17 protein-coding genes and 1 pseudogene are annotated in these 24,638 nt (G+C 74.4%); 12 read left to right on the top strand and 6 right to left on the bottom strand.

Annotated elements, in window-relative coordinates; translation table 11 throughout:
* The 5 genes and pseudogenes from ABD353_RS30410 to ABD353_RS30390 form a co-directional block, all read left to right on the top strand.
* Positions 1 to 715, top strand: a pseudogene (locus tag ABD353_RS30410) (hypothetical protein); the annotation flags it as partial.
* An 87-nt stretch (positions 716 to 802) separates the two neighbouring features.
* The gene (locus ABD353_RS30405) at positions 803 to 2,437 is read left to right on the top strand and encodes a succinic semialdehyde dehydrogenase (protein WP_344626896.1); all 1,635 of its coding nucleotides are present in this window, start codon (positions 803 to 805) and stop codon (positions 2,435 to 2,437) included.
* 55 nt (positions 2,438 to 2,492) lie between these two features.
* A complete protein-coding gene (locus tag ABD353_RS30400) occupies positions 2,493 to 4,277 on the top strand; it encodes a GMC oxidoreductase (protein ID WP_344626895.1) in 1,785 nt (594 codons plus the stop codon).
* A 996-nt stretch (positions 4,278 to 5,273) separates the two neighbouring features.
* Positions 5,274 to 6,869: a glutamine-hydrolyzing GMP synthase gene (gene guaA, locus ABD353_RS30395; protein WP_344626894.1), complete on the top strand. Its 1,596-nt coding sequence runs from the start codon at positions 5,274 to 5,276 to the stop codon at positions 6,867 to 6,869.
* Between the two features lie 171 nt (positions 6,870 to 7,040).
* On the top strand, positions 7,041 to 8,075 hold the full coding sequence (locus ABD353_RS30390; RefSeq protein ID WP_344626893.1) for a Rieske 2Fe-2S domain-containing protein: 1,035 nt from the start codon (positions 7,041 to 7,043) through the stop codon (positions 8,073 to 8,075).
* A 30-nt stretch (positions 8,076 to 8,105) separates the two neighbouring features.
* Here the strand turns inward: ABD353_RS30390 and ABD353_RS30385 are convergent, their stop codons facing one another.
* Together ABD353_RS30385 and ABD353_RS30380 are read right to left on the bottom strand one after the other, a co-directional pair.
* Positions 8,106 to 8,333, bottom strand: a complete 228-nt coding sequence (locus ABD353_RS30385; RefSeq protein ID WP_344626892.1) for a hypothetical protein — start codon at positions 8,331 to 8,333, stop codon at positions 8,106 to 8,108.
* Positions 8,330 to 9,856: a PspC domain-containing protein gene (locus tag ABD353_RS30380; RefSeq protein WP_344626891.1), complete on the bottom strand. Its 1,527-nt coding sequence runs from the start codon at positions 9,854 to 9,856 to the stop codon at positions 8,330 to 8,332. Before ABD353_RS30380 ends, ABD353_RS30385 begins: the two co-directional genes overlap by 4 nt.
* Before the next feature lie 132 nt (positions 9,857 to 9,988).
* Here ABD353_RS30380 and ABD353_RS30375 point away from each other — a divergent pair, with 132 nt between their 5' ends.
* From ABD353_RS30375 to ABD353_RS30365, 3 genes are all read left to right on the top strand, one after another.
* On the top strand, positions 9,989 to 11,437 hold the full coding sequence (locus ABD353_RS30375) for an ATP-binding protein (RefSeq protein ID WP_344626890.1): 1,449 nt from the start codon (positions 9,989 to 9,991) through the stop codon (positions 11,435 to 11,437).
* Complete coding sequence (locus ABD353_RS30370) at positions 11,430 to 12,116, top strand: LuxR C-terminal-related transcriptional regulator (protein ID WP_030263323.1); 687 nt, start codon at positions 11,430 to 11,432, stop codon at positions 12,114 to 12,116. Before ABD353_RS30375 ends, ABD353_RS30370 begins: the two co-directional genes overlap by 8 nt.
* 342 nt (positions 12,117 to 12,458) lie before the next feature.
* Positions 12,459 to 13,700 carry a glycosyltransferase family 39 protein gene (locus ABD353_RS30365; RefSeq protein WP_344626889.1) on the top strand — a complete coding sequence of 414 codons (1,242 nt, stop codon included), beginning with the start codon at positions 12,459 to 12,461 and terminating at the stop codon, positions 13,698 to 13,700.
* Positions 13,701 to 13,718: 18 nt separating this feature from the next.
* Here ABD353_RS30365 and ABD353_RS30360 read toward each other — a convergent pair whose 3' ends face one another.
* On the bottom strand, positions 13,719 to 14,912 hold the full coding sequence (locus ABD353_RS30360) for an acyltransferase family protein (protein WP_344626888.1): 1,194 nt from the start codon (positions 14,910 to 14,912) through the stop codon (positions 13,719 to 13,721).
* Positions 14,913 to 15,303: 391 nt separating this feature from the next.
* On the opposite strand from ABD353_RS30360, the gene ABD353_RS30355 reads away from it, so the two are divergent.
* From ABD353_RS30355 to pcrA, 3 genes are all read left to right on the top strand, one after another.
* On the top strand, positions 15,304 to 16,800 hold the full coding sequence (locus ABD353_RS30355) for a hypothetical protein (RefSeq protein WP_344626887.1): 1,497 nt from the start codon (positions 15,304 to 15,306) through the stop codon (positions 16,798 to 16,800).
* 154 nt (positions 16,801 to 16,954) lie between these two features.
* Positions 16,955 to 18,130 (top strand): glycosyltransferase family 39 protein, encoded by a 1,176-nt coding sequence (locus ABD353_RS30350; protein ID WP_344626886.1) that lies wholly within the window; start codon positions 16,955 to 16,957, stop codon positions 18,128 to 18,130.
* Positions 18,131 to 18,205: 75 nt separating this feature from the next.
* Complete coding sequence (gene pcrA, locus ABD353_RS30345; RefSeq protein ID WP_344626885.1) at positions 18,206 to 20,785, top strand: DNA helicase PcrA; 2,580 nt, start codon at positions 18,206 to 18,208, stop codon at positions 20,783 to 20,785.
* A 58-nt stretch (positions 20,786 to 20,843) separates the two neighbouring features.
* Here pcrA and ABD353_RS30340 read toward each other — a convergent pair whose 3' ends face one another.
* A complete protein-coding gene (locus ABD353_RS30340; RefSeq protein WP_344626884.1) occupies positions 20,844 to 21,638 on the bottom strand; it encodes a M23 family metallopeptidase in 795 nt (264 codons plus the stop codon).
* An 87-nt stretch (positions 21,639 to 21,725) separates the two neighbouring features.
* Positions 21,726 to 22,514, bottom strand: coding sequence for an esterase/lipase family protein (locus tag ABD353_RS30335; protein WP_344626883.1), 789 nt, complete (start codon positions 22,512 to 22,514; stop codon positions 21,726 to 21,728).
* Positions 22,515 to 22,757: 243 nt separating this feature from the next.
* On the opposite strand from ABD353_RS30335, the gene icmB reads away from it, so the two are divergent.
* Positions 22,758 to 23,165, top strand: coding sequence for a coenzyme B12-dependent isobutyryl CoA mutase small subunit (gene icmB, locus ABD353_RS30330; protein WP_344626897.1), 408 nt, complete (start codon positions 22,758 to 22,760; stop codon positions 23,163 to 23,165).
* A 25-nt stretch (positions 23,166 to 23,190) separates the two neighbouring features.
* On the opposite strand, the gene ABD353_RS30325 is transcribed toward icmB, so the two are convergent.
* A partial coding sequence (locus tag ABD353_RS30325; protein ID WP_344626882.1) for a DUF5691 domain-containing protein occupies positions 23,191 to 24,638 on the bottom strand: 1,448 nt, incomplete at its 5' end.

The raw sequence follows: 24,638 nt of genomic DNA, 5'->3' as shown, positions 1-24,638 counted from the left end.
CGGCCGCTGCTGGTGCTCGCTGTCAGGGCTCCCCCGGGCCCGGGTGCCCGCCGCGCCGACCGCGCCCGTCCGCCCGCGCCGGCTCCGCCCGCTGCTGCTGGCCGGCCTGGCCCTGCTGCTGGCCGCCGCGGCCGTCACCGCGTACGTGCTGCAGACGCACTCCGACCCCGGGGGCGGCGAGGAGCCCGACCCCGTCGCCAGCGGCACGGCGCCGATCACCGTGCCGACCACCCGCCCGTCCGACACCCCCGGCCCCGCGCCCAGCGGCTACAGCTGGAAGCAGGACCCGGCCGGCTTCCGCTTCCCGATGCCGGCCGCCGCCGGCGGCAAGGCGTGGGTGCGCACCACCGACAACAACGAGATCTACTACAGCCCCGACAACAAGGTGCACTACCTGCAGTTCGCCGTGACGGTCGGTCAGCCGCTCACTCCGCTCCAGCACTTCGAGCAGATGGAGGAGAGCATCACCAAGAACCGTCCGGCCTACCGCCGGGAGAGCCTCACCGGGATCAAGGTGAACGGGCAGGAAGCGGCGGTCTGGGAGTTCAGCTACCAGTCGCTGGACGGCACCGGCCGGCGCCACCTCAAGGAGGTGGAGTTCCGCACCGAGGACGGCACCTCCTACGACGTGCTGGTGGCCTCCCCCGAGAAGGACTGGCAGGACGCGCTGCGCCGCTTCACCGTCGTGCTGAACAACTTCTCCGTGGAGGGCTGACCGTCACCGGGCGCGTCCGCCCGGTCACGGGAATTGGGTGTTACCGGCGGGTACACATCCGGGCCGCGAACGCCTAGGCTGCGCTGCATGACGGACACCACGGCAGACGCACAGGCCCCGGCCGCCGACGAGGCCGGACGCAACCCCGCGGCCCCGGGCGGCGCCCGCACGGTCGCCTCGGCCGTCACGCCCGCCCTGGTCGAACGGCTCGCCCGCGGCATCACCGCAGGCGAGGGCGCCGAGCTGGTGGTCACCGCGGCCCCGCTCACCGGCGAGCCGCTGGCGAGCCTGCCGCAGTCCACCCCGGCCGACGTCGAGGAGGCCTACCGCCGGGCCCGCCGCGCCCAGCAGGCCTGGGCCGCGCTGCCCGTCCGCCGCCGCGCCGCCGTGCTGCTGCGCTTCCACGACCTGCTGCTGGCCCGGCAGGACGAGGTGCTCGACCTGATCCAGGCCGAGACCGGCAAGACCCGCCTGCACGCCTTCGAGGAGGTGCTGGCCGCCGCCTCCGCCGCCCGGCACTACGGCCGCAAGGCCGCCTCCTACCTGCGCGACCGCCGCCGCGGCGGCGCCCTGCCGGTGCTCACCCACACCCTGGAGGGCCGCCGCCCCAAGGGCGTGATCGGCCAGATCTCGCCGTGGAACTACCCGCTGGAGCTGTCCGTCAGCGACGCGCTGCCCGCCTTCGCGGCCGGCAACGCCGTGGTCAACAAGCCGGACACGCAGACCGCGCTCACCGCGCTGTGGGCCCGCGAGCTGCTCGTCGAGGCCGGTCTGCCCGCCGACGTCTGGCAGATCGTGGTCGGCGACGGCCCGGTGGTCGGCCCGGCCGTGGTCGAGCACGCCGACTACGTCTCCTTCACCGGCTCCACCCGCACCGGACGGCAGGTCGCCCAGCAGGCCGCCGGCCGGCTGGTCGGCGCCTCCCTCGAACTCGGCGGCAAGAACGCCCTGCTCGTCCTCGCCGACGCCGACCTCGACCGGGCCGCCGAGGGCGCCGTGCGGGCCTGCTTCTCCTCGGCCGGCCAGTTGTGCATCTCCATCGAGCGGCTGCTGGTGCACCGCTCGGTCGCCGACGAGTTCCTCGCCCGCTTCACCGCCCGGACGAAGGCGCTGCGCCTCGGCGGCGGCCTCGCCTACGGCGCCGACATGGGCTCGCTGGTCTCCGACCGGCAGCTGGAGACCGTCACCCGGCACGTCGACGAGGCCGTCAAGGCCGGCGCCACCGTGCTGGCCGGCGGCCGCCCCCGCCCCGACCTCGGCCCGCTGTTCTACGAGCCCACCGTCCTCGACGGCGTCACCCCCGGCATGGCGGTCTGCACCGAGGAGACCTTCGGCCCGGTCGTCTCCGTCTACCGCTTCGACAGCGAGGACGAGGCCGTCGAGATCGCCAACTCGACCCCCTACGGCCTGAACTCCAGCGTGTGGACGAAGGACTCCCGGCGTGGCCGCGCCGTCGCCGCCCGGCTGCACACCGGCACCGTCAACGTCAACGAGGCGTACGCCGCCGCCTACGGCTCCGTCGCCTCCCCGATGGGCGGCATGGGCGACTCCGGCCTGGGCCGGCGGCACGGCGCCGAGGGCATCCTGCGCTTCACCGAGGCGCAGACCGTCGCCACCCAGCGGCTGCTGCCGATCGGCCCCTCGCACGGGCTGGACGACGAGCGCTTCGCGGCGCTGCTGACCACCGGACTCCGGGCGATGAAGGCCCTCGGCTTCCGGTAGGCCCGCACCCGGTCGCCCCCGCGGCCACCCCCACCCCCGAAGGAGCAGCGGCACCATGGCGGACAACGGCGGATTCGATTACGACGTGGTGGTGATCGGCTCGGGCTTCGGCGGCTCGGTCTCCGCTCTGCGCCTCACCGAGAAGGGCTACCGGGTCGCCGTCCTGGAGGCCGGCCGCCGCTGGTCGGCCGACAGCCTGCCGAAGAACTCCTGGGACCTGCGCAACTACCTGTGGGCGCCCGCCCTCGGCCTGTACGGCATCCAGCGCATCCACCTGCTGAGCAACGTGCTGGTGCTGGCCGGCGCGGGCGTCGGCGGCGGCTCGCTCAACTACGCCAACACCCTGTACGTGCCGCCGAAGGCCTTCTTCGAGGACCGCCAGTGGGGCGGCATCACCGACTGGCAGGAGGAGCTCGCCCCGTACTACGACCAGGCGCAGCGGATGCTCGGCGTGCGGCTCAACCCGACGGTGACCGCCGCCGACACCCACCTGAAGGCCACCGCCGAGCGGATGGGCGTCGGCGACACCTTCCACCTGGCCCCGGTCGGCGTGTTCTTCGGCGACGGCAAGGACGCCGACGGCACGGCGAAGGGCGCGCCCGGCAGCGAGGTCCCCGACCCGTACTTCGGCGGCGCGGGCCCGGCCCGCCGCGCCTGCACCGAGTGCGGCGAGTGCATGACCGGCTGCCGGCACGGCGCCAAGAACATGCTCATCGAGAACTACCTCTACCTGGCCGAGCAGGCCGGGGCCGAGGTGCGGCCGCTGACCACCGTGGTCGGCCTCGCCGAGGAGGCGGACGGCGGCTACGCCGTCACCACGGTGCCCACCGACCGGCGCCGCAAGGGCCCGCGCACGGTGCTGAGGGCCCGCCAGGTGGTCGTCGCGGCCGGCACCTACGGCACCCAGACGCTGCTGCACACCATGCGCGACGAGGGCGCCCTGCCGAGGATCTCCGCCAAGCTGGGCTTCCTCACCCGCACCAACTCGGAGTCGCTGGTCGGCGCGCTCACCGACAACCGCCGCTACCGGCGCAAGACCGGTGCGCCCCGGGCGGACTTCAGCCGCGGCGTGGCGATCACGTCCTCGATCCACCCGAACGACAACACCCACATCGAGCCGGTCCGGTACGGCAAGGGCTCGAACGCGATGGGCCTGATGACCATCCTGCAGTTCCCGCACCGCCGCTCCAACCTGCTCTCGTACCTGGCCACCACGGTGCGCCACCCGGTGCTGTCGGCCCGGAACGTCTCCAAGTACCGCTGGTCGGAGCGGACGATCATCGGCCTGGTCATGCAGTCGCTGGACAACTCGCTGACCACCTTCCGCAAGCCGAAGGGGATCGGCCGGGGCCTGCTCACCGCGCAGCAGGGCCACGGCGCGCCCAACCCGGAGCACATCCCCGAGGGCGAGGAGGCCGCGCGGATCCTCGCCGACGAGATCAACGGCTTCGCCGGCACCAACGTGGGCGAGCTGATGCGGATGCCGATGACGGCGCACTTCCTCGGCGGCTGCCCGATCGGCGAGGACGCCGAGCACGGCGTCATCGACCCCTACCACCGGCTGTACGGGCACCCGGGCATCCACGTGGTGGACGGCGCCGCTGTCTCCGCCAACCTGGGCGTCAACCCGTCGCTGACGATCACCGCGCAGGCCGAGCGGGCGATGTCGCTGTGGCCGAACAAGGGCGAGGCGGACCCGCGGCCCGCGCAGGGCGAGGGCTACCGGCGGATCGCCGCGGTCGAGCCGAAGCAGCCGACGGTGCCCGCCGGGGCCTTCGGCGCCCTGCGGCTGCCGCTGCTGCCCGTGCCGGTGGTGCCCGCCCGCGAGCCGCAGGACTGAGCCCGCCGACGGCGGGTGCGTGCCGGCGGCGGATGCGTGCGGGCGGCGGACAGGGCAAAGGGCCCCGCGGGGGAACGGGGCCCTTTGTCGTTCAGCACGCGGCGTCAGGGCAGCGCCGGGTGCTGGGGTGACGGCACCGGGGGAAGTGCGCCGTCGTTCGGAATGGTTCGGGGCGGCGGGTCGCCCGTGGGTGTCCGGGCCCCGTCGCGTGCACGGGCCGGGTCGGCCCTCACGGAGCGTGAGGTGATAACCGTTGTCGCCACCGGCCCGCGGACGCTCCGCGCCGCCGGTCCGCGCCGCCCCCACGGGGCGGTCGGCCAACCCCCACAACCAGCATCGTGATGGACGGAAGCCGTCCTGTGCAACCGATTCGGCGCAGTTCGGCACAGTCCGTTTCCCGGTGGTGATCCCTCCGTTCACGGCTCTGCGGGGACGGTGCGGCTCCGGTCGGCCGGGGGCACGGCCGCCGGTGTCGACTACTCAGCGTAGTAGTTGCAAGCAGGGGCGCACGGGGGAGTGCGCGGGGCGGCCGAAGGGTGGGACGGGGGCGGCCGAGGAGTGGAACGGGCCCGTGGGCGCGGTGCCCGGGTGTGCGGTACGGCCGGGGGGCGGGGAGGCCGGCGCCGGCCTCCCCGCCCCTACGGTCCGTCCGGTCGCGGCCGGGGTCGCTGTCCCCTGCTGCCCGGTCGCCGCACCCCCGCGCGGTCCCACGGCGGGCGTCCGCCCGCCACGCGCGGGGGTGGACCGGATTCGGATCCACGCGTGGTCCTGCCGACCGTCGTGACCGCCCGGACCTGGCGGGCCCGGCGCGGTCGCCGCGGTCAAGCGGTGCAACGATCCGCCGCCGCCGGCGGTCACGGCCCGGAGGCCCGGCAAGCGGGTGAACGGTCCGCAGGCCGCCCGCGCCCGCCCCGGGACGGCCGGGCGGTCCGAGCGTTCGACCCGCCCCGGTAGACTCGGGTGCAGACCCTCCCCACACCCGCCGGAAGGCCGTCCGTGTCCTCTGCTTCCCCGGACCAGTCCGCAACCGAGAACGACACCGTCCTGGTCGTCGACTTCGGTGCCCAGTACGCCCAGCTCATCGCCCGTCGGGTGCGTGAGGCCCGGGTCTACAGCGAGATCGTGCCGAGCACCATGCCGGTCGCCGAGATGCTCGCCAAGAACCCGAAGGCGATCATCCTCTCCGGCGGGCCGTCGTCGGTCTACGAGGAGGGCGCGCCCCGGCTCGACCGGGCGCTCTTCGAGGCCGGCGTGCCGGTCTTCGGCATGTGCTACGGCTTCCAGCTGATGGCGATCACGCTCGGCGGCACCGTCGACAACACCGGCGCCCGCGAGTACGGCCGCACCCCGCTGACCGTCAGCCGCAGCGGCTCGACCCTGTTCGAGGGCGTCCCGGCGCAGCACTCGGTGTGGATGTCGCACGGCGACGCCTGCTCCGCCGCGCCCGAGGGCTTCACCGTGACCGCCTCCACCGACGTGGTCCCGGTCGCCGCCTTCGAGAACGACGACCTCAAGCTGTACGGCGTCCAGTACCACCCCGAGGTGCTGCACTCCGACCACGGCCAGCAGATCCTGGAGCACTTCCTCTACCGCGGCGCCGGCATCGCGCCGACCTGGACGACCCACAACGTGGTCGACGAGCAGGTCGCGCTGATCCGCGAGCAGGTCGGCGACAAGCGCGCCATCTGCGGCCTGTCCGGCGGCGTGGACTCCGCGGTCGCCGCCGCCCTGGTCAACAAGGCCATCGGCGACCGGCTGACCTGCGTCTACGTCGACCACGGCCTGATGCGCAAGGGCGAGACCGAGCAGGTCGAGAAGGACTTCGTGGCCGCCACCGGCGTCCAGCTGAAGGTCGTCGACGCCAAGGAGCGCTTCCTGACCGCGCTGGCCGGCGTCAGCGACCCGGAGCAGAAGCGCAAGATCATCGGCCGGGAGTTCATCCGGGTCTTCGAGCAGGCGCAGGCGGAGATCGTCGCCGAGGCCGGCGAGCACGGCGAGTCGGTGGAGTTCCTCGTCCAGGGCACCCTGTACCCGGACGTGGTGGAGTCCGGCGGCGGCACCGGCACCGCCAACATCAAGTCGCACCACAACGTCGGCGGCCTGCCGGAGGACCTCCAGTTCCAGCTGGTGGAGCCGCTGCGCAAGCTGTTCAAGGACGAGGTCCGGATGGTCGGCCAGGAGCTCGGCCTGCCCGAGGAGATCGTCCAGCGCCAGCCCTTCCCCGGCCCGGGCCTCGGCATCCGGATCGTCGGCGAGGTCACCGAGGAGCGCCTGGACCTGCTCCGCGAGGCCGACGCCATCGCCCGCGAGGAGCTCACCGCGGCCGGCCTGGACAACCAGATCTGGCAGTGCCCGGTGGTGCTGCTGGCCGACGTCCGCTCGGTCGGCGTCCAGGGCGACGGCCGCACCTACGGCCACCCGATCGTGCTGCGTCCGGTCTCCTCCGAGGACGCCATGACGGCCGACTGGTCGCGCCTGCCCTACGACGTGCTGGCGAAGATCTCCACCCGGATCACCAACGAGGTCCGCGACGTGAACCGCGTGGTGCTGGACGTCACCAGTAAGCCGCCGGGCACCATCGAGTGGGAGTGATCCCGCCGGCCGATCGCACGGCCGATTGAACAACCGCGCCGCCGCTTCCGTACCAGGAAGTGGCGGCGCGGCCGTGTGCGCTGCCGGACCTGCAACAGAACACGCACAGCAACGGGCAGAATCGGACCGGACCTGTCAGCAGTTGACAGGCCGTGAGGGAAGGGCGACGGCATGACCGGGGCGCACGACGGACACACCCCCTCCCGGCGCGAGGCGTGGAAGCGCACCGCCACCCAGTACGCGACCCTGCCGCTGCGGCTCTTCCTCGGCGTCACCTTCGTCTACGCGGCCTTCGACAAGCTCTCCGACTCCCACTACCTGGCCGGGGCCGGGGACGCCGCCTCCTTCGTCTCGCAGACCCAGGCCGCCAAGGACGGCAGCCCGATCGGCTGGGCCCTCGGACCGGCGCTGCACGCGCCGACCTTCTTCGCCCTGCTGATCGCCTTCGGCGAGCTCGCCGTCGGCCTCGGCACGCTCTTCGGGCTCTGGGGCCGGCTCGCCGCGGCCGGCGGCGCCGCGATCAACCTGACCCTCTTCCTCACCGTCAGCTGGAACGTCTCGCCGTACTACCTCGGCAACGACCTCGCCTACCTGATGGCCTGGACGCCGCTGGTGCTGGCGGGCACCCCCTACCTCTCGATCGACGGCTACCTCGCCCGCCGCGCCGAACGCGACCGGCTGCGCGGCCTGTCCGAGGGCGCCGTCCGCCGGCGGTCCCTGCTCGACGGAGGGATCGCCGCGGTCGCCCTCGGCGGCGCCGGGCTGCTCTCCGGCTCGCTCACCGCCACCTTCGGCCGCGACCGCAAGGCCGTCGCCACCCCGGCCGCCTCCGGCACGGCGGGCACCCAGGGCGACCCGGCCCCCGGGTCCACCAACCCCGCGCCCGCGACCGGCGACAAGGTCACCGTGGCCGCCGCCAGCGTCCCGGTCGGCGGCTCGGCTCAGGTCAAGGACCCGGCCACCGGCGACGCGATCTACATCGTGCAGCCCTCCGCCGGCCAGTACTGCGGCTTCTCCGCGATCTGCACCCACTCCGGCTGCACCGTCGACGCACCACGCGACGGGAAGATGTACTGCCCCTGCCACGGCTCCCGCTTCGACGCGAAGACCGGCGCGGTGGTCAACGGTCCGGCCACCAAGCCGCTGCCGAAGTACACCGTCACCAGGAACGGCGGCGATCTGGAGCTCGGCGGCCGGCAGAGCTGAGGGCCGGGCGCCGGGGCTCGGGGAGCGCCGTCAGCGCTCCTCGGGCGGCTGCGGCAGCTCGCCGCCCCGCCCGCGGCGGGCGACCGCGGCCACCGCCCCGGCCAGCCCCGCCGTCCCCAGGCCGATCAGCGTCAGGGGGATGACGATCCGTCCGTTGACCGTGCGGTCGTTCAGCGAGGCCACCAGGTACACCGCGGCGACCACGGTGAACAGCACCCCCGAGATCAGCGAGAACGGGTCGAGCCGGTGCTTCCTCATGACTGGACCACCTTGATGTCTCCGAGCCCGACCGTCAGCGTGAGGTCGAGCGACCCGCGCGAGACCGTTCCGGCCGGCGGGTGCAGCGTGTACGTGTGGTTGTTGTTGGTGCCGGAGAGGTGCTCCCCGTTCGGCAGCCGGATGTCGCCGGCCAGGTTGTGCACGGTCAGCTCGACGTCCACGTCCTTCGGCAGCAGCACCTTCAGGTCACCCGCGCCGAGCCGCACCGAACTCGTCAGGGCGGCGCCCGCCGGGTCCAGCCCGGTCAGGTCCAGGGTCGCGTCGCCCGCCCCCAGGTCGTAGTGCTCCTGCAGGCCCGCCGCCGTCGCCGGTGCCCACAGGCGGTCGCCCACCCCGGCGTGCAGCGCCGCGTTCGACCCGCCCGCCGCGGCCAGCACCAGCGTCAGCAGCAGCGCCGGTACGGCCAGCCCGCGGGCCCGCCCGTACCGGGCGCCGACCAGCATCACCAGGCCGATCGCCAGCAGCGCCGCCGCCAGCACCGTCGCGATGTGCACCGGCTGCCCCTGTCGGTCGGTCAGCCACCAGGCCAGCGCCCCCGCGCCGAGCGCCAGCAGCACCCCGACCCCGCCGAGACCCGAGCCGCCGTGCCGGACCACCCCGGTCGGCCGCGGCACCGCCGGCGGCACCGGCGCGTCGGCGCCCGCCGGGGACGCCGACGGCCCCGACTTGCGCAGCGGATCGCCCTCCGGCAGGTCCGTCCGCTTCCACCACGCCTGCGCCGGCACCCCCGGCGGGGTGTGCGAGCCGTACGGATTGCGCTCCGGGTGCCGCGGGTCCCACAGGTAGCCGCTCGGCCCGGGCGGCGGCGTGTCCTGCGGCACCCGGCCCGCCGCGCGGTCCGCGGCGTGCTGCGCCGCGGACTCCTCGCGGGCGGCCCGCAGCCGCTCGTGCATCTCCGCCTTGCGAGCCCGCCACTCCGTGCGGAAGTCCTGGTGGACCCGGTGCTGCCAGGTCTTCCAGTCCAGTTGCTCGACCGGCTCCTCCAGCCGGTCGTAGGGGCCGTCCGGCCCGGCCGGCGCCGCCTTGCCGTGCGCCCGGCGGCGGCGCTCCGGGTCGTAGCGGACCGCCAGGAACACCAGGCCGCCGAGCAGCAGCAGCGGGAAGAGCTGACCCCCGTCACCCATGGACGAGAAGAAGACCCCCGTGCCGATCACCGTCAGCAGCACCGCACCGATGGACTGCCCGTCCACCCGGCCGGTCAGCACCCGCTGCAGTTCGGTGCGGCCCGGCCGGCCGTCGACCGGCTCGCGCGGCACGATCAGCCACGCCAGCCCGTACAGGAACAGGCCGAGGCCGCCCGACAGGCACAGCACCGCGACCACCACCCGGAACACCACCGGGTCGATGTCCAGGTGGCGGCCGAGCCCGCCGCACACGCCGGCCACCACCCGGTGCTGCCCGCTGCGGGCCAGCGGCGGGCGCTGGGCCGCCTGCGGGACGTCCTCGGGCGCGGCTTCGGCGCTGCCGCCGGCCCTCCCGGCCGTGCTCTGCTCGTCGGTCATGGCACCATCCTGGTGGCTGCCGGGCCCCCGCCCAACCGCCTGCGGCCCCGGACGGACCCTGATCTGTCCCTGAGTGACTTCCGGGGCCGACCCTGATGCACCAGTACCGCTTGACATGAGACCGTCTGTGGCGTGGCAGCACCCGGCAGCGAGACCCAACAGCCCGAACCCGAGGCCCCGACCGCCCCCGGCGGCCCGGCGGAGCCGTACCGCAGGCTCTACCGCAGCCCGCACGGACGGATGCTCGGCGGCGTCGCGCACGGCCTGGCCGTCCACCTCGGGCTGCCCGTCAGCTGGGTCCGCGGCGCCTTCGTGCTCCTCTTCTTCGCCCAGGGCATCGGCGCGCTGCTGTACGCGGCCTTCTGGTTCGTGGTGCCGATCGGCATCGGCGAACCCGCCCCCGGCGCACCCACGCAGTGGGCCTACGTGGACGGCGCCTTCGTCCGCGTCGGCGCCGGCACCCGCCCCTCCGGCGGACCGGTCAAGGGCGGACGGCGCGGCCTCGGCCGGCTGCGCGACCTGCTCCAGCGCACCTTCCACGGCCTGCCCGCCGACGCCCCCGCCGCCGGCGCCCCGGGCACGGCGGCCCCCGGCACGGCCGGCCGCACCGGTGGCGGCCTCGGCCAGCTGATCGCCCTGCTGATGCTGGTCGTCGGCGTCATCGCCCTGCTCAACGCACTGCACATCCAGACCGCCAAGCCGTACGTCTGGCCGCTGCTCACCATCGGCGTCGGCGTCGCCCTGGTCTGGCGGCAGGCCGACGACTCCCGCTGGCAGCGCTGGTTCGGCCTGGAGGAGGGGTCGAAGCGGCGCAGCGCGTTCGTCCGGGTCGCCGCCGGCGTGCTGCTGGTGGTCGCCGGCATCGTCGGCTTCCTGGTGCTGCAGGGCAGCGGCTCGACCCTGGCCTCGATCGTCGAGGCCTCGCTCGCGGTGCTCGCCGGCATGCTGGTGCTGGTCGGCCCGTACGCGCTGCGGATGTGGCAGGACCTCGGCGCCGAGCGCACCGCCCGCATCCGCGCCCAGGAGCGCGCCGAGATCGCCGCCCACGTGCACGACTCCGTGCTGCACACCCTCACCCTGATCCAGCGCCGCGCCGAGGACCCGAAGGAGGTGCTGCGCCTGGCCCGCGCCCAGGAGCGCGAGCTGCGGCTGTGGCTCTACCGCCCGGAGGCCGTCGCGGAGGCCGCGCCGGACACCCTCGCCGAGCACGTCCGGGCCGTCGTCGCCGAGGTCGAGGACCGGCACGGCGTCCCGGTCGAGCTGGTCTGCGTCGGCGACTGCCCGATGGACGAGCGGATCGCGGCGCAGATGCAGGCCGCGAGGGAGGCGATGGTCAACGCGGCCAAGTACGGTGGCGGGGGACCGGTCCAGGTGTACGCCGAGGTGGAGGGGAGGACGGTGTCGGTGTTCGTGCGCGACCACGGCCCCGGCTTCGACCCCGAGGCGGTGCCCGAGGACCGGATGGGCGTGCGGGAGTCGATCGTCGGCCGGATGCGGCGCAACGGCGGCACCGCACGGGTGCGGCCGGCGGCCGGCGGCGGCACGGAGGTCGAGCTGGAGATGGAGAGGGCAGATGACTGACGCAGGGGGAAGCGCGCCGGAGCGCGTCGCGCGGGTCGTCCTGGTGGACGACCACCGGATGTTCCGCACCGGGGTGCGTGCCGAGATTGGCCGCACCGAGACGACCGGGATCGACGTGGTCGGCGAGGCCGACGACGTCGAGTCGGCGGTGCGGGTGGTCGCCGAGACCCGGCCGGACGTCGTGCTGCTCGACGTCCACCTGCCCGGCGGCGGCGGGGTCGAGGTGCTGCGCCGCTCGGCGCCGCTGATGGGCGAGCAGGGCGGGGTGCGCTTCCTCGCGCTCTCCGTCTCGGACGCGGCCGAGGACGTCATCGGCGTCATCCGCGGCGGCGCCCGCGGCTACGTCACCAAGACGATCACCGGCACCGACCTGGTCAACGCGATCTTCCGGATCGCCGACGGCGACGCGGTGTTCTCCCCGCGGCTCGCCGGCTTCGTGCTGGACGCCTTCGCGGCCACCGACACCCCGCCGGTCGACGAGGACCTCGACCGGCTCACCCAGCGCGAGCGGGAGGTGCTGCGGCTGATCGCCCGCGGCTACGCCTACAAGGAGATCGCCAAGCAGCTGTTCATCTCGGTGAAGACGGTGGAGAGCCACGTCTCCGCGGTGCTGCGCAAGCTCCAGCTCAGCAACCGGCACGAGCTGACCCGCTGGGCGACGGCCCGCCGGCTGGTCTGAGGCGCCCCCGGCCCCGGGGCGCCGCCCCGGGGCCGCAGGAGCCCGCGGAACGGCCCGACGGCCCCGGAGCACCGCTGCCGCTGGGCCATAATGGACGGCGGCGGGCGCGACGACGCACGGCCCGGGGGTGCCGCGCGCGCGGCCCCGGACACCCGGTGTCGACCGGTGTTTCCCCGACGGCCTCCTCCGGGCCGCGGCCCGGCCGCACACCCGTGGTGCGATCCTGCCGGGGCCGGTGGAGATCCGCGCCGGCGCGCCGTGCAGCCCGTTCCGAGCGGCGTCGGCGCCGCTCGGGCACGGCCGCCACGACGGCGGCGCGACAGCACCTCGGTGGGGGTAGGGATGAGCGAGACGACCGCGCTGCCGCGGGGCGGCGTGTCCGACAGCGGTCCGCAGCGCGAACCGGCGGGTCCCGGAGCCGTGCGGAGGTTCCCGAACGCCCGGCGGGCGGTGCGGGCCGCGGCGCCGGCGGTCGCCGGCTACGCCGCCGTCCGCGCGGTCGGCCTGCTGCTGCTGTGGATGCACCCCGGGCCGGGCTCCGCCCTGCAGCGGATCACCACCCTCTGGGACGCCGTCTACTACCGCGACGTCGCGCTGCACGGCTACTCCGACGACCTGGGCATGCCCGGCTACGAGAACGGCGTGCCGTACTCGTCCCGCGCGTTCTTCCCGCTCTACCCGGCGCTGATCAGGGCCGTCCACGAGGTGCTCCGGCTGGATCCGGGGGGGTCGGCGCTGCTGGTCACCTGGACGGCCTCGCTGGTGGCGGCCGCCGGGATCTTCGCCCTCGGGTCGCACCTCTACGGTCACCGGGCCGGTACGGTCGCCGCGGTGCTGTGGGGCGTGCTGCCGCACGCGGTGGTCGAGAGCTACGCCTACTCGGAGGCCCTGTTCACCGCGCTCGCGGTCTGGAGCCTGTACGCGGTGGTCACCCGGCGGTGGGTGTGGGCCGGTGCGATCAGCACCCTCTCCTGCCTGACCAGGCCGACGGGCATGGCCGTGGCGGCGGCCGTGGTCGTCGCCGCCGCCTGGTGCCTGGTCGGACACCTGCGGGGTCGCGGGGGCGACGTCCACTGGTCCCGCCCGCTGCTGGGCGCGGTCCTCGCGCCGCTCGGCTGGCTCGGCTACGTCGGGTACGTCGGGTGGGCGCGCGGCGAGTGGAACGGCTACTTCCGGGTGCAGTCGGCCTGGGACTCGCACTTCGACGGGGGGATCACCACCGCCCGCTGGCTGAAGGCGATGCTGATCGGCCAGGGGCACCGCAGCACCCAACTGGACCAGGTCGTCATGGTCCTCGTCGTGCTGGCCGCGGTGTTCCTCTTCGCGGTGACGCTCGTGCAGCGCCACCCGCTGCCGCTGCTGGTCTTCACCGCGACGAGCCTGCTCATCGCGCTCGGCAACGGGGCGTTCTACGCGCCGCGGGCCCGGTTCCTCGTGCCGGCGGTGACCCTGCTGCTGCCGGCCGCGGTCGGGCTGGCCAAGGCGCGGTCGAAGCTCACCCTGGCCGCCGTCCTGGCCTGTGCCGCGCTCGCCTCCGGCATGTACGGCGTCTTCCTGACGTTCCGCAACCCGTTCTCGCCGTGACGGGCGGCCCCGCCCCCGTCAGCCGTGCCGTGACAGCGCCGCGAAGGAGCGCTGCATCAACGGCTTGAGCGCGCGGGAGAGCGGCCGTTCGACGAGCTTGTTGACCAGGAACGACACGAGCACCACGCCGGTGACGACCACACAGAGCAGGGGCAGCGGCGCGAGCCACCGGTGGCCGACCCAGATGGCGATCCAGCCGATCTCCTGGTGCAGCAGGTACAGCGGGTAGGTGAGCGCGCCGGCGGTGGTGAGCCACTTCCAGTTCAGCCGGTCCAGCCGGCCCAGCGCGGCGGCGAGCACCAGCAGGAAGCCCGCGGTCATCACGAGCGTGGCGTTGGTCCACGGGATCGGATGCCTGACCTCCGCCTCGTACTGCCTGATGATCCCGGGCATCTGGTTCTGGGCGAACAGCCAGGAGAAGCCGAGCATCCCCCACAGCAGCGGGTTCGGCCCGAACCGGTGCATCAGGTACATCACGATGCCCGCCACGAAGAAGGGGGCGTACTGGGGCTGGGCGAGCTCGGTCAGCGGGCCCCAGTGCATGCCGGGGGCGAGGATCGCCGCGAGCGTCCAGGCCATGCAGAACAGCACGACGCGGCGGTAGGTGAGTCCGAACGCCAGGACCACGGCGAAGACGACGTAGAACCGCATCTCGATCCAGAGGGTCCAGTAGATCGGGTCCACCGCCTCGGTGCCCATCGGCCACTGGAACATCGTCAGGTTCGTCAGCACGAGGCGGTACGTGAGCTCGTGGTAGCTGCCCCATGGGCGGGCGGCCAGCGCCACCACGGCGGCGGTCAGCAGCACGGCGAACCAGTACGCCGGGTAGAGCCGGACCACACGGGAGGTGAGGAAGTCTCGCGGGCGCTTGCCCCAGCAGGACATGCAGATCACGAAGCCGCTGATGAGGAAGAACAGCTCGACGCCCAGCCAGGTGTAGGAGGAGATCCGGCTGACCTCGGGCATCAGCGCCCGGGGGCGGGCGCCCCAGATCCGGGGGTCCAGGTCCTTCCCGGTGTAGTGGAAGAGCATCACGCCCAGGGCGGCCAGCAGGCGGAGGCCGTCGAGCGCGCGCAGGCGGGGGCCGCGGCCGGGGGCGGGCGCGGGTGCCTCGGGGGCAGGGGCTGCGGTGGCGGGTGCTGCGGGGACGGGGGTTGCGGTGGCGGGTTCCGGCGGGACGGCCGGCAGGCTTCGGGCGGGGGGGAGGAGCATCGCGAGGGCCTTCGGTCGCGGACGTGGGGGAACCACCACGGCGGCGGGCTGGACCTGCCATGTGCATGATGGTCGGCGTCGACTCCGCGCGAGTCTATGCGCCGCCCGCCGGAACGGAACCCCGTCCGACGGATCGGCTTTCTCACACTGCCGCGCGGGGCAACGCGGCGGCGGGCCGTTCGTGTCGGTGCGGTACGCTGCCGATTTCCGTCGGACACACCCGAACGGCCTATGATTCGGATCCATGACCGAAACGGCCGCTCCGTCCCAGAACCCGTCCGCAGGGCCTGCGGCCCCGGGCCTCGCGACCGCCGCAGGGCGGCCTGGCGCGCCGTCAGGGCGAGCGGCCGGCAGGGGATTCGCGCGCCACCTCAGACCCACGCCGTACAAGGTGACGGTGCTGCTGTTCCTACTGGTCCTCGTGCCGATGTGCGCCCGGCTGCCGTGGTCGGGCGACATAGGCCAGCACGCCTCCACGATCTGGCGGCTCCGGGAGGACCTCGGCCACCCGACCAGCCCGATGATCGACGTCCCGGGCGACGGGAGCCCGTACTTCTCGCCGTACCAGCTGCTCGGGGCCCTGGTCTCGCTGGCGACCGGGCTGGTGCCGCTGAAGACCCTCCACCTGCTCGCGGTGGGCAACGTCCTGCTGGTCCTCGCCGGCATCGGCGCGTTCGTCCGCACGCTGACGACGCGGCGCTGGGCACCGGTGTTCGCGCTGCTCTGCTACTTCTTCCTGTGGGGCACCGACGTCCGGGTGTGGAGCGGCTACGAGTCCTTCGTCTCGTTCTCGCTCGGCGTCTCCTTCCCGAGCGCGTTCGCCGCCGGCCTGATGTTCCTGACCTGGGCCGCCACGATGTGGCTGCTCGACCGGGTGCCGGGCGCCCGGCCCGTCACCACCTCGCCGCTCGCACGGATCCCGCTGCACGCCGCCGTCGGCCTGGTGATGTTCGTGGTCCTGCTGTCGCACCCCTTCACCGGCATCGTGCTGTCGCTGGGCATGGTCGGCATCCTGGCCGGCTCGCTGCGCTCCCTGAAGCTCCGCGGCTGGCTGTACTGGGGGCTCTCGGCCGCCGTCATGCTGGCCGGCGTGGCCCTGTGGCCCTACTGGAGCCTGTTCGGCCTCCAGCAGTCCGCGGCGCTGGACGCCATGCACCACGGGCTCTACAGCCACCCCCTGAACTGGTTCGGCTTCGCCCTCGTCCTGGGCCTGCCGGCGCTGGTCGCGCGGTTCCGCCGCGACCGCCTCGACCCGCTGGTGATCACCTTCGCGCTGATCGCCGCCGCGGTGCTCTACGGCTTCGTCAGCGGCCACTACAGCTGGGGCCGCGCCTACCCCGGCGTCATCGTGGTGCTGCAGTTCGCGACCGCGCTCGAGCTCGCCCGCGTGCCGCGGTCCCAGTGGTTCCGCCGCGAACTCTCCCTGATCACCACCGTGGTCCTGCTGTTCGGCGTCTGGGTGCAGTCCGGTGCCATGTTCTACCTGGTGCCCAAGTCCAGGTTCCCGAAGGCGGTCGTCCACAACGTCCAGACGTGGAACCCGTGGCCGGGCTTCCAGTGGACCGGCGCGTACCTGAAGTACGGCGACGTGGTGATGACCCGGGGCGAGCGCCCGCTGGTCATGCTGCCCGCCTACGGCTACTTCACCGTCGAGGCCGGCTACCCCGACCCCGCGGTCGCGCAGCCCGTCCTGGACGAGCGGGCCGCGGACACCAGGGCCTTCTTCGCGGAAGGCGCCTCCGAGGCCGAGCGGACCCGTCTGATGGCGAAGTACCACGCCGGCTGGGTGCTCATCCGGCCCGAGGACGGCGAGGTGCCCACCGGGCCGGCCTTCACGGAGGTCGCCCACAGCCCGCAGGGCGAGGTGCTGCTGCGTTACCGGCCGTAGCGCCGTGGCAGCGGCGGCGGCCGTCAATCCTGATTGACGGCCGATTTGCCTGCCGTCCCGCCCCCGGGGTCTGATCGGAGGGCCGTGCCCCGCGGGGCACGGCCCTCCGCCCGTCCGGGGCCGCCCGGACGGCCCGCGCGCCGTGGGAGGGCTCATGCCCGTCGTGCTCTCGCCGGACACCGCCGGCCAACGGCTCGGCATCCGGGCCCGGGGATCCGCCGCACTGCGCGCCGCCCTGCCGGCGCTGCTCGGCTACGCCCTCGTCCGGGCACTCGGGATCCTGACGCTGGTCCTCTGGCCTGTACACGGGGACGGCTCGGCACTGCGCCGCCTCGCCACCCTCTGGGACGCGTTCTGGTACCAGGCCATCGCCGTCCACGGCTACGCCGGCACCGCGCCGCAGCCCGGACCGTACGGGCCCTACGAGCCGTACGCGTTCTTCCCGGCCTACCCCGCGCTGATCCGGCTGGTGCACGCCGTGCTGCCGGTGCCCGTCCACACCGCGGCCCTGCTGGTCGCCTGGGCCGCGGCGCTCGCCGCGGCCTGGGGGATCTTCGCGGTCGGGGCGCACCTCTACGGCCGGAGGGTCGGCGTGGTCGCGGCCGTGCTGTGGGGCATCACCCCGTACGCGGTGGTGGAGAGCGCCGCCTACTCGGAACAGCTGTTCACCGCGTTCGCCGCCTGGGCCTGCTACGCCGTGCTCACCCGGCGCCGGGTGTGGGCCGGCGCGCTGTGCCTGGCGGCCGGACTGACCCGCCCCACCGGCATCGCCCTGGCGGCCGCGGTGTCCGCGGCGGCGCTGTGGGAGCTGCTCCGCCGGCGCGGCGGCCCGCGTACGGCGCTCGGCGGGCTGATCGCGCCGCTCGGCTTCCTCGGTTTCCTCACCTGGGTCGGCGTGGTGAAGGGCCGCTGGGACGGCTACTTCCGGATCCAGGACGCCTGGCACTCCCGTTTCGACTTCGGCCTGAGCACGTACCGTTCGCTGCGCGGACTCCTCACCCGGGCCGACCAGGTCTGGCTGACCGACGCGGTGGTCGCCGCCGTGCTCGCCGGCTCGGTCGTGCTGCTCGTCGTCTCGGTGCTCCAGCGGCAGCCGCCGGTGCTCGTCCTGTTCAGTGCCGCGATGCTCGTGCTGGCGCTCGGCGACGCCGCGTACTTCAACTCGCGGGCCCGCTTCCTGCTGCCGGCCTTCGGGCTGCTGCTGCCGGTCGCCAACGGCCTGGTGCGGCTGCGCAGCCGCAGCTCGCTGGTCCTGTTGCTGGGCTCGGCGGCCCTGATGTCCGCGGCCTACGGCGGCTACGTGGTCTTCGTCTACCCGGACGCGCCGTAGCGGCCGCCCCCTCACCGGGGCGGATCCGGCGACCCGGGCCGGAGTGTCGGCGGCGGGTCATACACTCGGAATGCCATGACTAGCCTCTTTGACGACCTCCCGCTCCCCGGCTTCGAGAGTCCCTCGCTCGGGTCGAGCCCCGCCCACGACGAGCCGCCGCTGGACGAGGAGCCGCCGTACGAGGAGGCCATCCCCGACGGCCTGTTCGAGACCGACCTCGCCGCCCAGGACGAGCGCGACGCGTACTACCGCAACGGCCACGCCCGCCCCGTGATCGACCCGGAGCAGCTGCTCGCCGGCATGAACGACCCGCAGCGCGAGGCCGTCCTGCACCACGGCTCCCCGCTGCTGATCGTCGCCGGCGCCGGCTCCGGCAAGACCCGGGTGCTCACCCACCGGATCGCATACCTGCTGGCCGCCCGCGGCGCCCAGCCCGGCGAGATCCTGGCGATCACCTTCACCAACAAGGCCGCCGGCGAGATGCGCGAGCGCGTCGAGCAGCTGGTCGGCCCGCGCGCCCGGGCGATGTGGGTCTCCACCTTCCACAGCGCCTGCGTGCGCATCCTGCGCCGCGAGTCGAAGCTGCTCGGCTTCACCTCGTCGTTCTCGATCTACGACTCGGCCGACTCGCAGCGCCTGATGTCCCTGGTCTGCCGGGACCTCGACCTGGACCCGAAGCAGTTCCCGCCGAAGTCCTTCACCGCCAAGGTCAGCAACCTCAAGAACGAGCTGATCGACGAGGAGACCTACGCCGACCGGGCCGCCAACCCGATGGAGAAGAAGCTGGCCGAGGCGTACACCCTCTACCAGCGGCGCCTGCGCGAGGCGAACGCGCTGGACTTCGACGACATCATCATGACCACGGTCAACCTGTTGCAGGCCTTCCCCGACGTCGCCGAGCACTACCGCCGGCGCTTCAGGCACATCCTGGTCGACGAGTACCAGGACACCAACCACGCCCAGTACACGCTGGTGCGCGAGCTCTCCGGCGGCGCCCTCTCCGACGCGCCGAAGCTCACCGCGGACGGCGACTTCGTCAACCCGACCGCGGCCCGGCTCGCCCAGATCTCCCCGGCCGAGCTCTGCGTGGTCGGCGACGCAGACCAGTCGATCTACGCCTTCCGCGGCGCCACGATCCGCAACATCCTCCAGTTCGAGGAGGACTACCCCGACGCCACGACGATCCTGCTGGAGCAGAACTACCGCTCCACGCAGACCATCCTCACCGCCGCCAACGCCGTCATCGAGCGCAACACCAACCGGCGCAAGAAGAACCTCTGGACGGCCGGCGACCAGGGCGAGCGGGTGGTCGGCTACGTCGCCGACGACGAGCACGGCGAGGCCCAGTTCATCGCCGACGAGATCGACCGGCTCACCGACGAGGACGAGGCCCGGCCCGGCGACGTCGCGATCTTCTACCGCACCAACGCGCAGTCCCGCGTCTTCGAAGAGGTCTTCATCCGGGTCGGCCTGCCGTACAAGGTCGTCGGCGGCGTCCGCTTCTACGAGCGCAAGGAGGTCCGGGACATCCTGGCCTACCTGCGCGTCCTGTCCAACCCGGAGGACACCGTCCCGCTGCGGCGGATCCTCAACGTGCCCAAGCGCGGCATCGGCGAGCGCGCCGAGGCGATGGTCGACGCCCTCGCCGCCCGCGAGCGGATCAGCTTCGCCCAGGCGCTGCAGCGGGTCGACGAGGCGTACGGGATGGCCGCGCGCTCGGCCAACGCGGTGAAGAAGTTCAACGCGATGATGGCCGGCCTGCGGCAGGTCGTGGAGTCCGGCGCCGGCCCCGCCGCCGTGCTGGAGGCCGTGCTGGAGGAGTCCGGCTACCTCGCCGAGCTGCAGGCCTCCACCGACCCGCAGGACGAGACCCGGATCGAGAACCTCCAGGAGCTCGCCTCCGTCGCCCTGGAGTACGAGCAGGACCCGGGCGAACGCCCCGAGGGCGAGGACGCCGAGGGCGCCCCGCCGGTCGGCTCGCTCGCCGACTTCCTGGAGCGCGTCGCGCTGGTCGCCGACTCCGACCAGATCCCGGACGACGAGGAGGGCCAGGGCGTCATCACGATGATGACCCTGCACACCGCCAAGGGCCTGGAGTTCCCGGTGGTCTTCCTCACCGGCATGGAGGACGGGATCTTCCCGCACATGCGGGCCCTCAACCAGGTCAAGGAGCTGGAGGAGGAGCGCCGGCTCGCCTACGTCGGCCTGACCCGCGCCCGCCAGCGGCTGTACCTGACCCGCTCGGTGCTCCGCAGCGCCTGGGGCCAGCCCGCGTACAACCCGGCCTCCCGCTTCCTGGAGGAGATCCCGGACACCCTCGTCGACTGGAAGCGCACCGGCGCGGCGGCCGTGCCCCCGGCCCGCGGCTTCTCGCCCTCGTCCTCCGGGGGGTCCCGCTCGTACGGCTCCTCCGGCGGTTCGGCCCGTTCGACGACGACGACGCCGCAGCCGGGCTGGGCGAAGTCCGCGCGGAAGGTGACCGAGCGCGAGGTGGTCGCGCTGGCCGTCGGCGACCGGGTCAGCCACGACTCCTTCGGCCTCGGCACCGTCGTCGCCACCCAGGGCGTCGGCGACAAGGCGCAGGCGACGATCGACTTCGGCACCACCGGCCGCAAGCAGCTGCTGCTGCGCTACGCGCCGGTCGAGAAGCTCTGAGTCGTCGAACCCGTCGGGCCGGCCCGCGCCGCCCGCCCGGGGCCCTCGCCCGGGGCGCTCAGCGCGGGTCGACCCCGTGGGCCAGCAGCCACGGCACCGGGTCGACCGGGGCCCGGCCACCGGGCCGCACCTCGAAGTGGAGGTGCGGCCCGGTGGCGTTCCCGGTCGACCCCGCCCATCCCACGACGTCGCCGGCCCGGACGGGCCCTCCGGGCAGCCGGTACCCGCGCAGGTGCCCGTACCAGGTCTCGGTGCCGTCCGCGGCGGTGACGACCGCCAGGTACCCGTAGGCGGCGCTCCAACCGGTGGTCACCGTGCCGTCGGTCGCGGCGCGGACGGGCGTGCCGGCCGGCACCGGGAAGTCGATGCCGGTGTGCCGGGCCGCCCAGTGCGGACCGGCCTGGCCGAAGCCCGCGCTCAGCCCCGTCCGCTCGACCGGCAGCACGTACAGCGGCCGCGGCGCGGTGTCCGTGCTCCCGGCTTCCCCGGGCTGCTCCGGCCGCTGCGGTCGGGGACGGCCGCGGGCGGCGAGCGCCGCCCGGGCCAGCTCCCGGTCGGCCCGGTCGGGGCCGGGCCGCTCGCCGGCGGGGCCACGGGAGGGGAACGAGGGGCCGGACGGCGCCGGGCCGGGCAGCCGGGTGCGGTCCGCGTGCACGGTCGCGGCCGCGACCCCGAAGACCCCGAGGGTGGCCGCCGACGGCAGGGCGACGGTGAGCATCGCCCGCCGGGTGGTGCTCGCCCGCGGGCCGCGGTGCTGGCCGCGGGGCCGCTCGGCGCCGCCGGCCGGGCCGGGGAGCTGCCGGTGGATCGGGATACGGATCGGGATGCGGACGGGGGAGCGTCTGACCGTCATCGCGCCGCCTCCTCGGAATCGGGAGTGACCGGGAGAAAACAGTCGAGACTGTAGACCTTGATCACGATCCCGGACGAAGTGCGCATCTCAGCACGCGTGGCGCTCCGTCAGGGGCCCTGCGGCCCACGCCTCCAGGGCGAGCCGGACGACGGCGACCGCCCGCGGGTGGGCCGGCAGTCCGACGTGGCCCGCGCCGGGCACGGCCACGTTGGCGGCGTCCAGGTCGGGATGGTCCAGCCGGGCGCCGCGGCGGGGCAGCACCACCTCGTCCAGCCCGCCGCGGACGGCCGTGAAGCGGCTGGTGCAGCCCGGTGCCGGCAGCCGCAGTTCGGCCAGCAGGTCGCTGCCCGGCCGAAGCTGACGGGTGATCGGGAAGGGGTTGGGCAGCAGGGCCGCCGTCGTCCCCTCGTGCGGGGTGGCGAGGGTGACCACCTCGGGGACGAGTTCGTGCCCGCCGAGACGCTGCACGTAATAACGGGCGATCAGGCCGCCCAGGCTGTGCCCGACCAGGGCGACGGGGCGGCCCCCGTGCGCCTGTGCCGCCCACTCGACGTGCCGGGCGAGCAGCACGGCGGCGGCCCGCACGTCGCGGGTCAGCGGCGAGTAGTTGAGGGCGTGCAGGTGCGTCCAGCCGTGCCGGTGCAGATCGCGGCGGAGTGGCCCGAACACGGCCCGGTTGTCGACGAACCCGTGCAGCAGCAGCACGGGGTCGTGCCGGGGCGGCGCGGCGGGCGGCGCCGGGCGGTCCGGGCACGGACGGGGCCGTCGCTCCGGCGGGATTCCGGTGGGGTAGCGGACCAAGTGGTGCGCGAGCGCGGCGGCTTCCGCGCCCGCGCCGCGGACGGTGGCGGCCGTCCGCTGGAACGGGATCGTCATGCGGCTCTCCCCGGCAGGACGGCGCGGGGCCCCTGCGGCGGCCGACGCAGGGGAGACGGAAGAGCTGGTACCAGGGGTGGCTGACGGGCAGCCCTGTGATTTTCCCCGCCCGTCCGCAACCGAAAACCGCCGACGGGTGCACTCCGCGTTACGCTGCCAGCAGGCCCGCCGGAGGCCGTGGACACCGCGCCCGCGTCCGGGCGGGGCGGCCGGGCCGCGGACGACGAGGTCCAGGAGGCAGCGATGGGTGTGTCGGGGCCGATCCGCGTGGTGGTCGCCAAACCGGGGCTGGACGGCCACGACCGGGGCGCGAAGGTGATCGCACGCGCGCTGCGCGACGCCGGTATGGAGGTCATCTACACCGGCCTGCACCAGACCCCCGAGCAGATCGTCGACACGGCGATCCAGGAGGACGCCGACGGCATCGGGCTGTCCATCCTCTCCGGCGCCCACCTGACCCTCTGCGCACGCGTGATGGAGCTGCTGCGCGAACGCGAGGCCGAGGACATCACGGTCTTCTGCGGCGGGATCGTCCCCGAGGAGGACATCGCCCGGCTCAAGGAGCTCGGCATCGCCGACGTCTTCACCCCCGGCACCACGACCGGATCGGTGGTCGACTGGGTCGAGGCGAACCTCCGCCGCGCGGGCTGACCACCGGCCCGCCGTACGCGGCCCTTCAGGGCGCGAGCTCGGCGAACATGGCCGCCCGCAGCCGGAGCGTCTCCGCGAGACGGGTGAAGGTGTCGGCCCAGGCGGTGTCGGGCGCGGCGTCGGCGGCGAGCGCCTCCACCGCGGGGGCGGCCTCCGGGGCGAGCGCCCGCTCCGTCATGCCGAGCACCCCGCTGTGGCTCCACGGGTAGGCCCCGGAGCCGGCCGCCCGCTCCAGCGCGGCGACGACCGCGGTGGAGAGCGGCGGCGTCCACGGGGTGGCACAGGCCCCGAGCAGCTGGAAGGCGTCGCCGAGCCCGTGGGCCCGGATGAACGCCGCCGTCCAGGCCGCCCGCTCCACCGGCGGCAGGACGGCCAGCAGCTTCGCCGGGGCGCCCGCCGTCCGCTCGGCGCCGCCCGGCCGGGGCGCCGGGCCGAGCAGGGCGCGGGCCCAGGCCTCGTCGTGCTGCCGGACGGCGGCCCGTGCCCAGGCCTCCCGCAGGTCCGCCGACCAGTCGGTGCCGTCGGCCTCGCCGCCCTCCCGTGCGGGCAGCCGCAGCACCTGCTGCGCGGTCAGGCCGGTGGCGTCCGTCCACAGCGCGAGCGGGGCGGCGGCCACGATCTCGCCGAGCCACCAGGAGCGCTGCCCGCGCCCGGTGGGCGACTTGAGCGGTATGCCGTCGCGCTGCATCGCCGCGTCGCACTCGGCGGGCGGGGCGACGGCGAGCAGGCCGTCGAGCGGGTGCACGCAGGCGCGGGCGCGCTCGGCCATCCGGGCGGCGAGGGCCGAGCCGGGCAGGGTGGAGAGCAGCTCCGCGGCGGTGGTGCGGACGTTCTTGCTGCGGTCGCCGAGGGCGGCCTCCAGGAACTCCTCGTCCCCCGTGGACAGCCCCTCCTGCAGGGCGTCGAGGAAGAGCAGGCGGTCCTCGGCCCGCTCGGTGCCCCAGGTGGAGCGCAGCAGGGCGAGGCCGGCCGCCGGGTCGCGGCGGCGCAGCCTGGTCAGGTGGGTGACCCGCTCGGCGAACAGGCCCTCCTGCCAGATCTGCTCGCCGGCCGCCGGATCGTGCTGAGCGTCGGCGGCGCCTGCCGCTCCGGTCGCGGCCGCGGTGCGGCCGACGAAGCGCCAGTCCGGGTTCTGCCCGGCCAGCCAGCGGCCGAGCGGGCCGGCCAGGGCCACCACGTCGGGGCGCAGCTCGCTGCGGGCGCGGGCGGTGTCCAGCAGGGCGGGCACGTGCGCCGGCGGCAGCCGGTAGCCGTGCGCCCGGGCGGCGGCCAGCCACTGGGGGAGCAGCTCGGTGAGGTTGGCGAGGCTGGTGTCCGGGCCGCGGCCGCCCAGCAGGAAGCCGAGCCGGCGGGCGGCCGGCTCCGGCAGCTCCGGCCGGCCGTCCTCCTCCGCCGGGGCGGGCAGGGCCGGGGCGGGCAGGGCCGGGGCGGGCGCGCGGCCAGGTCGAGCAGGGCCGCTGCCGGCAGGGTGTC

The organism is Kitasatospora arboriphila (assembly GCF_039528095.1).
Classification (GTDB): domain Bacteria; phylum Actinomycetota; class Actinomycetes; order Streptomycetales; family Streptomycetaceae; genus Kitasatospora; species Kitasatospora arboriphila.
Note: the sequence above shows the minus strand (reverse complement) of the source record. Positions and strands in the feature narration are given on the sequence as shown.

Bases quoted from the DNA above. Each gene is read 5' to 3' on its own strand.
- ABD353_RS30365 (WP_344626889.1), top strand. From the start codon at position 12,459: ATGAGCGAGACGACCGCGCTGCCGCGGGGCGGCGTGTCCGACAGCGGT.
- pcrA (WP_344626885.1), top strand. From the start codon at position 18,206: ATGACTAGCCTCTTTGACGACCTCCCGCTCCCCGGCTTCGAGAGTCCC.
- icmB (WP_344626897.1), top strand. From the start codon at position 22,758: ATGGGTGTGTCGGGGCCGATCCGCGTGGTGGTCGCCAAACCGGGGCTG.
- ABD353_RS30350 (WP_344626886.1), top strand. From the start codon at position 16,955: ATGCCCGTCGTGCTCTCGCCGGACACCGCCGGCCAACGGCTCGGCATC.
- ABD353_RS30390 (WP_344626893.1), top strand. From the start codon at position 7,041: ATGACCGGGGCGCACGACGGACACACCCCCTCCCGGCGCGAGGCGTGG.
- ABD353_RS30400 (WP_344626895.1), top strand. From the start codon at position 2,493: ATGGCGGACAACGGCGGATTCGATTACGACGTGGTGGTGATCGGCTCG.
- ABD353_RS30380 (WP_344626891.1), bottom strand. From the start codon at position 9,856: ATGACCGACGAGCAGAGCACGGCCGGGAGGGCCGGCGGCAGCGCCGAA.
- ABD353_RS30335 (WP_344626883.1), bottom strand. From the start codon at position 22,514: ATGACGATCCCGTTCCAGCGGACGGCCGCCACCGTCCGCGGCGCGGGC.
- ABD353_RS30405 (WP_344626896.1), top strand. From the start codon at position 803: ATGACGGACACCACGGCAGACGCACAGGCCCCGGCCGCCGACGAGGCC.
- ABD353_RS30370 (WP_030263323.1), top strand. From the start codon at position 11,430: ATGACTGACGCAGGGGGAAGCGCGCCGGAGCGCGTCGCGCGGGTCGTC.
- ABD353_RS30360 (WP_344626888.1), bottom strand. From the start codon at position 14,912: ATGCTCCTCCCCCCCGCCCGAAGCCTGCCGGCCGTCCCGCCGGAACCC.
- ABD353_RS30340 (WP_344626884.1), bottom strand. From the start codon at position 21,638: ATGACGGTCAGACGCTCCCCCGTCCGCATCCCGATCCGTATCCCGATC.
- ABD353_RS30385 (WP_344626892.1), bottom strand. From the start codon at position 8,333: ATGAGGAAGCACCGGCTCGACCCGTTCTCGCTGATCTCGGGGGTGCTG.